This is a genomic window from Janthinobacterium sp. ROICE36 (genome assembly GCF_002869965.1).
GTDB lineage: Bacteria > Pseudomonadota > Gammaproteobacteria > Burkholderiales > Burkholderiaceae_D > Janthinobacterium.
Genome location: NZ_PEBS01000024.1, coordinates 58,766 through 71,356, shown reverse-complemented (window position 1 = coordinate 71,356; position 12,591 = coordinate 58,766). Strand labels below are relative to the sequence as shown.

The 12,591-nt window shown below is 54.1% G+C and carries 12 protein-coding genes; 11 read left to right on the top strand and 1 reads right to left on the bottom strand.

From position 1 onward, the window contains the following. A partial coding sequence (locus CSZ94_RS28005; protein WP_180977450.1) for a hypothetical protein occupies positions 1-241 on the top strand: 241 nt, incomplete at its 5' end. Positions 242-389: 148 nt separating this feature from the next. Here the strand turns inward: CSZ94_RS28005 and CSZ94_RS12365 are convergent. Further along, on the bottom strand, positions 390-3,428 hold the full coding sequence (locus tag CSZ94_RS12365; protein ID WP_102121780.1) for a Tn3 family transposase: 3,039 nt from the start codon (positions 3,426-3,428) through the stop codon (positions 390-392). A gap of 164 nt (positions 3,429-3,592) precedes the next feature. On the opposite strand from CSZ94_RS12365, the gene CSZ94_RS12360 reads away from it, so the two are divergent. The 10 genes from CSZ94_RS12360 (at position 3,593) to CSZ94_RS12315 (ending at position 12,508) form a co-directional block, all read left to right on the top strand. Then, positions 3,593-4,204 (top strand): recombinase family protein, encoded by a 612-nt coding sequence (locus CSZ94_RS12360; RefSeq protein WP_102121779.1) that lies wholly within the window; start codon positions 3,593-3,595, stop codon positions 4,202-4,204. Between the two features lie 238 nt (positions 4,205-4,442). After that, on the top strand, positions 4,443-4,814 hold the full coding sequence (locus CSZ94_RS12355) for a VOC family protein (protein ID WP_102121778.1): 372 nt from the start codon (positions 4,443-4,445) through the stop codon (positions 4,812-4,814). Positions 4,815-4,927: 113 nt separating this feature from the next. Beyond that, positions 4,928-5,602, top strand: a complete 675-nt coding sequence (locus CSZ94_RS12350; RefSeq protein ID WP_102121777.1) for a class I SAM-dependent methyltransferase — start codon at positions 4,928-4,930, stop codon at positions 5,600-5,602. A gap of 18 nt (positions 5,603-5,620) precedes the next feature. Continuing rightward, positions 5,621-7,051, top strand: a complete 1,431-nt coding sequence (locus CSZ94_RS12345; RefSeq protein ID WP_102121776.1) for an MFS transporter — start codon at positions 5,621-5,623, stop codon at positions 7,049-7,051. A gap of 26 nt (positions 7,052-7,077) precedes the next feature. Beyond that, positions 7,078-7,872: an SDR family NAD(P)-dependent oxidoreductase gene (locus CSZ94_RS12340; protein ID WP_102121775.1), complete on the top strand. Its 795-nt coding sequence runs from the start codon at positions 7,078-7,080 to the stop codon at positions 7,870-7,872. Continuing rightward, a complete protein-coding gene (locus CSZ94_RS12335; protein WP_219726001.1) occupies positions 7,862-9,052 on the top strand; it encodes a hypothetical protein in 1,191 nt (396 codons plus the stop codon). The genes CSZ94_RS12340 and CSZ94_RS12335 overlap by 11 nt, the downstream gene beginning before the upstream one ends. A 52-nt stretch (positions 9,053-9,104) precedes the next feature. Further along, positions 9,105-10,610: an AMP-binding protein gene (locus CSZ94_RS12330; RefSeq protein ID WP_219726000.1), complete on the top strand. Its 1,506-nt coding sequence runs from the start codon at positions 9,105-9,107 to the stop codon at positions 10,608-10,610. After that, a complete protein-coding gene (locus tag CSZ94_RS12325; RefSeq protein ID WP_102121774.1) occupies positions 10,597-10,842 on the top strand; it encodes an acyl carrier protein in 246 nt (81 codons plus the stop codon). Before CSZ94_RS12330 ends, CSZ94_RS12325 begins: the two co-directional genes overlap by 14 nt. Next, the gene (locus CSZ94_RS12320) at positions 10,839-11,864 is read left to right on the top strand and encodes a 3-oxoacyl-[acyl-carrier-protein] synthase III C-terminal domain-containing protein (protein ID WP_102121773.1); all 1,026 of its coding nucleotides are present in this window, start codon (positions 10,839-10,841) and stop codon (positions 11,862-11,864) included. Before CSZ94_RS12325 ends, CSZ94_RS12320 begins: the two co-directional genes overlap by 4 nt. A gap of 185 nt (positions 11,865-12,049) precedes the next feature. Continuing rightward, the gene (locus CSZ94_RS12315; RefSeq protein WP_102121772.1) at positions 12,050-12,508 is read left to right on the top strand and encodes a PhzA/PhzB family protein; all 459 of its coding nucleotides are present in this window, start codon (positions 12,050-12,052) and stop codon (positions 12,506-12,508) included. The last annotated feature ends 83 nt before the right edge of the window (positions 12,509-12,591 follow it).

Sequence of the window (12,591 nt, the reverse complement as noted above, 5' to 3'; positions counted from 1 at the left end):
ATTTACTGAAAAACGAAAAGACAACCAAGGCCGGCATCGCTACCAAACGCTTAAAAGCTGGCTGGAATGCCGACTATCTCGCCAAGGTCTTGGGCTTGCCGACCTGATGCTTCATGCAATCGCCCTGTCGCGCGCTGTTGGCTGTGTTGACACCAAGCATTATGTGAATGCCACCATCGACTATTTCTGGGACGACAGCGCGACGATAAAGCGGGTTCGGCGACAGTTGGTAGCTCAATAGCGTGTCGGCTTGGGACGCTGTCATTTTGATTTTCAATTGCGTGGAAATCCTGTCATTTTCAGAAAGCGACTGCACGGAATATCAGGAGTCGGCTGCACTAGCTGTCAGGACTTCTTACAGGGGTTCTACGCCCAAACTGGCGGAATTTTCAAACTCCCAGAAGCTCCCCCGTCAAAATGGCTTCCAAGTCAATCGGGTGGCGTTTTCCTCGAAATGCGTAATGCCCAAGGAAATGCAGGTGCTGCCATGCTGCAGGTGAAATTCGTCTGAGCAAGTCAATCGCCTTTTCATTGCCGGCCGCCAAATATCGGCTCAGCAGCCCGGACAGCAGCATGGAGTTGTAGGCGATCACGACATTGGCGATCAATCGGCCGCAGTGGTTGCTGACCGCCACGTCCAGGTCAGTGCGCCCTGTCAGTTCCTTTTTGCCGTTCACCTGGGCGATGGTGGAGCGCAACTGGTGGTAGGACTCGATGCGGTTTTCCGAGCGGTGGACGTCGCGTTGCAATTGCGGGTCGCGCAAGTAACGGAGCGTGTAGATGCTGCGAATCAGCTTGTCGAATTCGAAGATGGCCTTGCGCGTCCGGTGATGCCCGGACAAGGTACAGATTTTGCGCATCAGGACGCTTTGGCTCATCTCCTTGAGGCCCAGCGTGGCGGCAATGTGATCCATGTTGGCTTTCTCCGATTCAATCAGGCTGCGGTCAATTTGACCAACCGGTTGAATCAGGAAATCAGCGTAGGACTGACCAGGGCCACAATAGAGGTGCTTCGTCTGGGTCTGCAAATTGGTGAAGCGCGGCGCCAGATTCATGCCGAACCAATGCAGAATGGCGAAGTTGGCCATGTTGATGCAGTGCATGTCGCCAGTGATCGTGGTCGGCCTGATGTCGGACGTGTTGTTGTAGCAGATGTCGAATACCCAATAGCTCTCATGCTGGTTTGCGCCCAACAGCTCGGTTTGCAATGCCACATGGTTGGCCAACAAGGTAAAGGCGACTACCCCGCGATCCTTGCCAAAGTATTTGCGCGCATGACGTGCCTTGAGCGTCGGGGCGGCGGCGGTAAATTTCTGCCCGTCAACGCTACCGTAGAGCACATCCATGTCGATGGAGTAGTACGGGAATATGGGCAGACTGGCGATGAAATTGCTGATCTGGTCATTCGCGCCGATCAGGGTGGCCGGGCGCAGGTGCTGCTGATGCGTGGCTTCCAGGACGTGATAGGGGATATCACAGGTCTCTGCCATGCTGAAATTACCATGGTTCATGGCCTGCGCAATAATTACCGCCATCAAGCTGTCCTCATCGGCGATCTTCTTGGCGTAGCGCGGCTGCAAGGGCGTCATCGCCGACAGAAAGTCGCACTGCTCATTCACGAATCGAAAGATGTCGGCAATGTCGCGTGCCTGGAGCTTGGCGTAGAAGCCCTGTTGCAGCAGCTTGTCCTTGTCGGCCTTGGGACGGTGCCAGATCAGCGTTTTCTTATCGGGATCAAACTCCAGGTGTTTGAGTTTGCCGCCGCGCAGTTCCTCATTGAACGCGCGCCATTGTGTATCCAGCTCGGCGAACAGGGCATCGAGTGTCACGTCAACCGGTTGGCGTAACCAAGGTATGTCCAGCGCCTTGAGTGCGTTCGCCTTGGCCTCCATGGATACCAGGTCATCAGCAAAGCGCCGGTGTCGCACACTGTCATCGAGGTAAATGTCGCCCGTGTCGAGGCGCTTGCGCAGTTGCCGGTACACCCAAAATTCATACCGGTCGCCGCGCAAACCGACTGGCTCGTCATCTTCGCCAACGCTCAGCAAAAAGCCGCGCAAGCGTGTGGGTACCGTGCGTGGCGGAATTTCAGCCAGCGGCTGCTTTGCAAGTCGCTGTTGGCGGGACCAGACCTCTTTCATCCATTGCAGCGCGGCCAGCCAAGCCTTGCCACTGACGGTGTCGCTGGCGAAATCCAGGGCCATTGCCAGCGGGCGCAGATTTTTCGTGCAAAGCCCGCTCTGCTTGTCCACGGCTTGCCAGCGCAAATCCATCTGACTGACTGGCGTCAACGTCAGAAGTTCGCCGGCCGAGCGCAGCTTCTCCTCAGGCATGATGCCAAATGCCCGGCGGCGCACAGTGCCGAAACGTATTCCATCGGGGAGCGTGTCGTCCACGTACAGCAGAAGCAGCTCGCCAATCCGTGGCGTGGCTTGCTGCCGTTCGTTGTGTATTTTGGCCGCCTGCTGGTTGGCAACTGCCTTGGTGCCTTCTTCGAGCTGCCGCGTGTGGTAGCCAAAGGCTTCCACCAAATTGTCCGTGAGTTGCCGGTAGCGCTGCCAGGCGTAACACAGCAAATAAAGGTTGGTCTGGCCTGGCTTGAATCGGCGTAAATCGTAAATGGTGTAGAAGTTGGCCAGGCTGGCGTAGTAGGCGATGTTGAGTTGCGAGAGGTCAAGGCTCGGCAGCAGCGCCTTGGCGATGGCATACAATGGCGCCAGCGTGAGGCGCTTTTGACGCTCCAGACCCATCTGGCGGTAGCGAAAGCTTTTGGCATCCTGTTTGAGCGCGGCCAAATCGGATAAGGTAGTCTCGCGCTGCAGCAACTCTTGCAATGCGGCGCGTGTTGTATCGGTCAGGGCAGGTTGCACCAGTTGCTCCAAGCGTTCACGTTCGGCCGTGAAAGCGTCCCTGATGATGGATTGCAGCGTGCTGTAGCCTGGCCGCACGATGCGCTGGCCAATCAAAAACACCATCAGTTCAGCCAGCAAAAAGGTGGGGCTTACGTCCGTGCGCGCCAGCAGCGTGGCCTTGGACCGTAGCGCCGGCAGATCGTCGTCAGACCACATGCGGTAGCCGAATAATTTGGCAATCTTATTGCGTTGCACGTAGTATTCGCTGGTGTGTAGGGGCGCATTGACAAGCGTCTGCCCCGGGAAATATCGTTGCAAAAGGAAATCAACATCCTCAGGCAACACGTCGTCAAGAGAGAATTGAAAGAAGGCTTGCTTGGCCTTGAAGTAGCCAATTTGCAAGAGGCAATAAACTTGTGCCAGGACACTTTTTCGCCCCAATGCCAAGGCGCGTTCGGCATCGGTCATGGCAAAAAAAGTGATCCGTTGGAAGTCGTCGAAATTTGGGATCCCGTAGAGAGCGGTCTTCTCGGCCTCTGAAAGAATGGTTAATCGCTCGTTGCGGTCACCGCGCATGTGGCACTTTCCAGAGAATACGGCTCGTATGCATGGGCATGTAATATGGTTAATTTTGGCAATTGTTTACGATACACTGACTACGTGACTTACAAAGTGACATATTTTTGCGTTCAATGGACCCATTTCCTGTGTGTCACGCGAACGTTCGTTCAGGTGACACGATGCTGATCGGCTACATGCGCGTTTCCAAGGCGGATGGCTCCCAGGTTATGGATCTGCAGCGCGATGCGCTGCTTGAGGCCGGCGTCGTCGCCGTTCACGTATATGAAGATCTGGCTTCCGGGCGCTTCGATGAGCGGCCCGGCTTGGCGGCGTGCGTGAAATCCCTACGCGAGGGCGATACATTGTTGGTGTGGAAACTTGACCGACTTGGCCGCAACCTGCGCCACCTAGTCAATACCGTGCATGACCTGACCGTTCGCGGGATAGGTTTCCAGGTGCTTACCGGACATGGCGCCTCGATCAATACGACGACGCCAGAGGGCAAGTTGGTATTCGGCATTTTTGCCGCGCTCGCCGAATTTGAGCGTGAACTTATTTCGGAACGTACCAAGGTGGGTTTGGCGTCTGCCCGTGCCCGTGGTCGCAAGGGTGGTGGCCAGTACAAGATGACGCCGGCGAAATTACGCTTGGCCATGGCTGCCATGAGTCAAAAGACGACCGTTGTGAGTGAACTATGCAAGGAGCTGGGAGTCACGCGGCAAACCCTGTATCGCCATCTTGGCCCAGACGGCGTGCTGCGGAAAGACGGTCAAAAGCTGTTGGAACGGTGAGAAAAGCGGGAGTCTGAAATTTCCGCCGGTTTGGGCGTAGAACCCCAACAACGCCGCCAGCAAGCGTGAATTGCAATTTGGAATTGTATCCTATTCTACATTAACCAAAATGCAATTTTGTGGTAACATAAATCCAGCCGGGCCATTCGGAGGTGCATGACTACACTGAGGTTCGTTCGCTTATGCGCCTAATGCCGGTCGTTTCCGGCATTAGGCAACACTTACAAGGAGTTTCGCAATGGCACTGTCACCAAAACCAAATCTTCAGCTGGTTTACGTAGCTGATATTGAACGCTCAAGCACCTTTTATAAAACCATCTTTAACGCGGAGCCGATTTTTGCGAGCCCCCGCTACGTGGCCTTTTCCGCAGGTGGGGAGGCCTTGTTCGGCATCTGGACTGGCGGTCTGACACCCGATGTGAAAGCGCCGAGATTTTCCGAGATCGGCATCATGCTGCCATCCGGCAAAGATGTGCAGAGCCTCTACGATGTGTGGAAACAGAACAAGGACATCAATATCACGCGCGAGCTGTACACGGAGGTCTTTGGCCTGACCTTCCTCATCGAAGACCCGGACGGCCATATCATCCGCGTCTGCCCATTGGATTGATTTTGCGGCAACTTGCATCCTAGTTGTTGGAGTTAACTTCCCGAAACAGAGATCGTGAGGAGACTCATTTTCTCTAGCTTCTTTTGTTTGCCGATGTGATAAAGGAAATTTGAATGAGCGAATACGATAGAGCTGATTTTAACGGCTTGTATAAGGGGCAACCCCTCATCGAGAGTGCCCAGATTACCGATGTGCCGTGGGAGATAGGTGCCCCGCAACCGTTCGTTTGTGAAATTCTGGATGGTACGTCCCCGGGCCGCTTGCTGGACGTGGGATGCGGGCTCGGACGCAATGCAAAGGCTGCTCGCGATCGAGGTTATGAAGTTATCGCGTTCGACAATTCCTCCGCCGCCATTGAGAAGTGTAAGGAAAGCTACGCTGGCGCAGGGATACAGTTCCACACCCTCGACGCGTGCGATACGCAGTTCGCACCGGGCTTCGATCTCATTTTGGATTCGGCCGTCTACCACGCGATACCTGTCGAGAAGCGGCTCGACTACCTGAAAGAAATGTATCGACTGGCATCGGAAAACACGGTGTTCCACCTGATTGCTTTCGCGCCTTCGCTGTTCGGCATGCCAAAGCCGCTCGCCAGCGAATTGTCCGAAATCGCCAGCACAGCGGAATCTGCCGGTTGGAAGATTAAGCTCGCGGAGCGCATCGAGTATAAGGGAAACGCCGCTGCCATCGCGGAATTCCAAAAAAAGAAGGGCTTGAACATTCAGATTGACGAGAATGGATGGACCAAATTGCCTGCTTGGCATCTCATCCTTCAGGTCAATATCTGAAGATGAATAGGAAATAAAATGCTGAAAAATTACGCCCCATTTGCTGGGCTTTGCCTCGGTTTCTTTATCGTGATGATGGACATGACGACTGTGCCGCTCATGTACACGACGCTTATGGACGTGTTCAAGGTTGGCCCGGCCAAGGTGGCCTGGGTCAACAACATCTACCTCATCTGCTACGCCGCCTTCCTTCTTTTCGGCGGACGGCTCGGGGATTTCACGAACCGGAAGAACATCGTCCTGATCGCATTCTTGTTCATTGGTGTAGGGGCTGGCGTCAGCGGCGCAGGGCAAAGCTTCGGGGGCGTAATTTTTGGCCGCGCACTGATGGGTGTGGGGGCAGGGTTGTTGACACCACAAAGCATGGCCTATATCTCCATCCTTTTTGCCAAGGGCGGGCGAGGGGCGGCGCTTGGTGTCTGGGGCGCGATCGCGGGTATCGCTACCGCGACCGGTCCCGTGATAACACAACTATTCCTCAGCACCGCAGATTGGCGTTGGGTCATGTGGATCAACATTCCCTTTGCGCTTGCCGGATTTCTTATCGTCGCTTGGCGTTTGCCTAGCGATCCAGGAAAAGGCATTGTTTTCTTGGATACTTTCGTGGCCGCCGTGTACGGCATTTGCATGGCTGGAGTAATTGTTGGAGTTCAACTTATTACTGCCGCCGGCACAACGACGGCACTGGGCGTCAGCCTGCTTGTTGTAGGCGCCAGCGCCATAGCTATTCTCATCCGGAATGAGGTGAAGAATCGTCGCGGCTATATCCTGTCGGCGGATCTGTGGCTGGATAGCGCATTTCTCAAAACATGCCTAATTTCCGGCGGTCTTGGGATAGGCGTTATTGGCTTCTATCTCCCATTGGCGTTCTTGCTAGACGTGCGCATGAATTTCGGGCCGGTTAGCACCAGCATCGTCATGGTCACTGTCGCCTTGTCCAATGCCCTGGTCGGCCCGTTCGCCGGCAATCTGTCCGATCGCATGGAGCCGGAAAAAATCGTTAGATGCGGGATGATCTTATTCGCTATGGCCAACATTCTGCTCGGCGTTATCGGCATATTTTTTTCAGGAGGCACTTTGGCCCTCATCGCGCTTTGCGCGGCGATGGTTATTGCCGGGGCAGGCACGGGTTTGGCTTTCCCTCCCTTGGCCAATCTAGCGTTGGGCCGCGCTCGACCAGAAAGTGCGGGCAGAGCCGCCGCATTCTTCAACTCGACACGCCAAGTATTAAGCGCGTTCGGTGCGGTAACGGTCGCAATAATCTTCGATTTATCGATGCGACTACAACTCGGCCGCGATCTCGATATTACGGCATCGACACTTCACGATTCATCGGCCGCCACGGCATATTCAGCCCTGGCATGCTTCCTGTTTATCGCCATGTGCTTGTTCTCGACCTCTTACATCGCGCGCAGCGAGAGGCCGGAACTTGCTTCAGGGCGACTATAATAACATAACCTAGAGACTTTGCACATATGAATACATGGGTAATCAGTGGTTGTTCCAGTGGTTTGGGGCGGTGCTGGACAGATTCGATCATTACCGGACGCAAGGAACGGGTGATCGGAATTACGCGCTCAACTGCAGCGGCGGAGGAAATGGGGAAATTGTATGGCGATCTCTTTGTCGCCTGTGTCGCGAATGTCGACGACGCCGAAACCCTGGCCGAAAAACTGGCGCAAGCTATAAGAGTCGCCGGTAAGCCGAACAGAATCGTCACAGCGGCCGGCTATGCCCAATTCGGCACGCTTGAGGACTTGTCGAGCGAACGAATCAGAGATCAATTCAAGACCAATGTTGAAGGAACGCTGAATGTCATTCGGCCGCTCTTGCCGATTCTACGGGAGGCCGGGCCGTCACGGATCCTTTTGGTTTCCAGTATGAGCGGCGTGGCGTGCTGGCCCCTCCTCGGTGCATATCAAATCAGTAAATACGCGGTGGAAGCAATATCCGACACGCTGCGCCGCGAACTGCTCGGTACCGATATCCAGGTCGGTTGCATAGAGCCGGGGCCGCACAAGACTGGATGGGCTACGACGTATGCGCGGCGCGAAGAAACTAGCCCGCCTTACCACGCCGCCGATCTCGCTGCAGCGGCCCGGTGCGGATACACCATTCAGGAGCCGTCATCCAGCCTGCCGTTCTTTTGGAATATGTTTGACGCCCCTGTCATGCCTCGGCGAATGGCAACTTCGCGTGAGTTCGTCGATTTCGCCATCGCAGAGGCGGAACAAAAAATTCAGGAATGGAGACTTACCCTTGACTACTAAATTGACACCCTTGAAATATTCGCTGGAGGACGCGGAAGTCGACCGTATCATCGGCCTGTATTCGGAGGCAGATAGGGAAGAGCTGTCGAGTGAATTGCTCGACGTGCTAAGAATGTCGAATGTCGTCAAGATTCTCGACGAAAGTAGGGCCTCGGGGCCTGGTTCACTGCGCGACGTTCTACGGGTTTGCCAAAAACTGGGGAAAACCGATGCGTCACTCGCCTGGGTAGTCGGCGTGTCGAATTCGGCTTGGTCGACGAGAGGGTGTTTCCATTCACTGGAGGCCGCCGAACCGGTGATAGAGCGAAATAGGATTCTCTCCATGGTGCTGGGGCGTCCTGGATCGCTGAAGAAGGACGAGTCGAGCGGTGCCTATTTATTAAACGGTGAATGGAAGTATGCTTCCGGGTGGAAGTATTCCAGCTATTTCTTCTGTCTCGCCGTGGTTGAAGGTGGTGCCGCTCATGATATTCACATGGTCGCGGTGCCGGCCGGCAAGCTCAATTTGATCGGCGACTGGCAAGCTACTGGACTGCGGGGAACGCAAAGCGTGACTTTGCGCGCCGTGGATGTCGAAATACCTGGATGCAATATGGAGGATTACTCCCGCATCTTGTCCGGAGAGAATCTCGAAGCAAATAGATCCGGCCGCAGCGAAAACCAGGCGTCATATTCCGGGCTGTTCACCGGCGTACTCATGAATTGCCTCATGGGCTCCATGCTCGGGGCAACCGAGGCCGCGTTGGAGTTTGTCACGGCGGTCGCGGATAAATTCCCGATAGTTGGGAGCACCTACACATCAATGAGCGCCTCCGGAGCAATCAGGGCGGAACTGGGCCGCCTGTACAGCGCTCTGGATTTGTACAAGAGAGCGGCGGAGTACAACGCCGACGTGATCGACAAGTCTGCAATCGATAGCAGCATCGCTTTGACGACGCAAGACAGGGTTGATAGTCGCGGCCGCGTGACACAGGTAATGCGTGGTTGTGTCGACATTGTGCAAGATCTTCTGTGGATCTACGGCTCCTCCGGCCTGGACAAGGGCTGCGTCCTTGAGAGGATATGGAGAGATGTAAATGTTGGCGCTCGCCATGGGGGATTCTCCAAATTTGTCCCCGAGGAAGCAATCGGCCTGGCGATCATTGGCCGTGATCCCAAAGAAGTCACAAAAATGTTTTGACAATGAACCCGATGTGAGCTCGCCTGCGGGCAAGCGAATTATAAGGTGAAAAATGGACTACCATAACAAAATTGCCGCGACGACTGGAATGAAAATTCGGCCGCTCGCGGATGCTCTGAACGAACTCCTGGTATTGCATCCTGATACGCCGGCGGCAATACAAGGAGACGAGGTTAGGACGTATAAACAGCTCAGCGAAGCCGCGCAAACCGTCGCGCTCCAGTTGTTGAACGCTGGAATCACGCCAGGCCAGCGCCTTGCGTTGTATTTACCCCGTTCCATCATGCTGTACGAAACGATCTTGGGCTGTTTGATCGCAGAAGTATCGTTTATGTCGCTGCCGCGGGGGCTCGATAAATCTGAACAAATCACCGAGGCAAACCGGGCGAACTGCGTCGGAATCTTGTCGAACGAGGCCCTGTTTTCAAGCGGCGGGTTGGAAATAGGAGGAATCGGGCATTTTTGGAAGTCGACGGAAGCTATTCCTCCTCCCGCCGAGCTCGGGGAGACTGGCGTTGAAGTCTATTGCGTCAGGACATCGGGAACGACGGGCAAACCTAAAGTGGTTCCAATCCATGCCACCCAGCTTACCGCATTTCTTGACAATTCAAGGAGTGTGATGGGTATTTCCAAGCATAAAAGATGGATCTGGATGCATGATCTTTCATTTGATTATTCCATCTGGGATACCCTCGGATGCCTGACTCATTCCGGCAGTTTGGTGATCCTGGATGAGCACATGAAACACGATGCCAGGGCCACGCTTAATCTCATCGCCAATACAGGGCTGAATGTTCTTTCGGTCACCCCATCGGAACTGAGATATATATTTTCTCGTGCCCATGTCGAAATGAGTTTTGACGAACTTAGTTTAACCGACCTCGTCATAGCCGGAGAGAAACTCTCGAGCAGCACGCTACTGCCGTTATTTGGCGAATTGAAGCGCAAAGGCGTGCACTTGACGAACGCCTACGGCCCGTCCGAAGCAACGGTGTTCTGCCTGGTCCATCATATTAGCGAGGAAGATACTCGACAGGAATCGATTCCTATTGGTAGCCCGTTGCCGGGTATGGTGTTCGAACTGGAGTCGGAGAGGGACTTGGACGAAGGGGAGTTGATTATCCGTGGCGCACAGGTGTTTGGTGGCTACGATGGAGGCGAACCGCTGACGGACGGCTATCGCACCGGTGATATATGCCGCCGCGACCAGCGTGGCCATTTTGTTTTTGTCGGCAGATCCAACGGCTATCAAAAAGTAAATGGCTTTCGTGTTGAACCGTATGAAATAGAGGAGTTTCTGCAGTCGCTACCGGACGTTGATGAAGCCGTCGTCTCGGTCGAGAACGATAGGGATATTGGTGATTTCCTGGCCGCCCATATCAGAGTGCGGGCGAATGGCGAATTGACCACGCGCGACCTGCGTCTGGCCTGCGCAAAACTGGCACCTTACCTGAGGCCATCAAAGTATTTCTTGGTCACCATTGACGACTGGCCGATCAATGAGCGGGGTAAAACAGACCGTATGTTATTAAGAAGGAGGGTACATGAACAAAGATAATATCGGACGGCTGGCACTCATGCGCGAAGTTGGGCGGATCCTCGGTGAACCGGACATTCGACCCGACGATAACTTCATTGAACTTGGCGGAAACTCGATCTTGGCTCTCCAAGTGGCGGGGATTTTGAGCGACAAGGAGGGGATCGAGATCAACATCGCACAGTTGTTGGGCGACCGATTAGGAAATGTCCGTATAGATCAATCTAAAACAAGACGGGAGATTGCGGAATGAAGGTGTTGGGGATTGGACATGTGCTACCAAAACCGATGAGATTAGCCGAGGCCGATCATCCTAACACGCTCCAACTGGAAGCGATTAGGCTCGCCGGCTACGATAAGTATTGGGTGAGTAATGGCAGCGCGCGTGCAATGGGAACCCAGGCCGTCGTCGCCGCGCTGGAAGAGTCTGGTTATGGCGTCGATGATATCGGCTTCATTGTTGCGGGGCAGTCCAATATACCGGATTTCATCGGTATCGACTTCGCCTGCCAAGTTGGCGCGGAACTCGGTGGCTTGAGAGCGAGAACGATCAACCTGGTAGAGGGATGCGGATCCAGCATTAGCACTTGGTTCAGTGCCAACAGCCTGGTTCGCCACTTGAAGGAAGGCCAGATCGGTGTGATTGTTCTCGCCCAACGTGTCAGCGAGCCGCATCTGGACCGGTTCGGCATTATGAACGCCATTCTCAGCGACGGCGCCGTCGCCGCCATTGTCGGAAGAACCGACGCCCCTTCCACGGGGTGTTGCTTTGTCTATAAGGGCGGGCATGATATTTCGGATACCCGCTTCGTGGATATGATGCGATTCGAGCGCGGCGGGGGCATGGGGCCGGTGCTGGCTGAAAATCACGACAGCCGACAAGACAAACTTGGCCGCGACCGGATCATGGAACTATATCGCTTCTCGGGAAGCGATCTCACCGCCTTTCTAAAGCTGCGGACCGAGAATACGATCCAAATCATCGAATCATGTTTGGCCGAAGCCGGTTGGGGCAAAGACTCTGATTTAACTCTTCTGCATACCCTGGAGGGGCGCCAAAGCATGGAAAACCTCGCTTCGCGGCTCGGCATCGCAAAGGAGAAGACCAACGTCGATTTGGTCGCCGAGATTAGCCATATGGGATGTGTCGACCAGTTGATCTCACTCGACATAATGAGAAAGCAAGGAAGAATCCAGCCAGGGGGGCGGGTGGCCATGAGTGCCATCTCCAGTGGAATGAAATGGGGATGTTGCTTGCTCGAACTCCAAAACTAAAATGATTTTCGTGAAATAGAATCAAATTGCAGAGTTCCGTAATTGCTGTATCAGCGTTCGTTAGGGGGTAGTGCCTTTTCATCGAAGCGCTCGAATCCGGTTTGGTTTCCGGAGGCGAGTTAAGTTGTTCATTCACTCTAGAACCGGCTGGCGATCTATCGTTGGCGCAAACAAGGAAAAACAGCATGACGCAATTGAGTATTCAGCAAAAAAATCGAGAAATTGTAGAACAATATATGGGAACAAAAGGACAGGACCGGTTAAATCGCCATGAGTTGTTCAATGAAGATGGCTGTGGCGGGCTTTGGACCACTGAAACCGGCGAACCTATTGTAATTCGAGGAAAATCCTGTTTGGCTAAGCACGCCGTTTGGTCGTTGCAGTGCTTTCCAGACTGGGAGTGGCATAACATTTCGGTATTTGACACACAAAATCCGAATATCTTTTGGGTGGAATGCGATGGCCATGGCCTCATCCGTTTTGACGGATACCCAGAGGGCGTTTATCGGAACCATTTCATTCATTATTTCGAGTTTGAAAACGGGAAAATCAAACTTCAGCGCGAATTCATGAATCCTTGCCAGCAGTTCAAGGCCTTGGGGCTCCCCGTGCCCCGTATTGTCAGGGCTGGCATTCCCGCCTGAAGCAACAGCAGCATCTTTGTTTCACTTCGCCATCGAGCGGGAACTTTATTTATTTTTAAGAGTAATATTGAAATATAGATAAT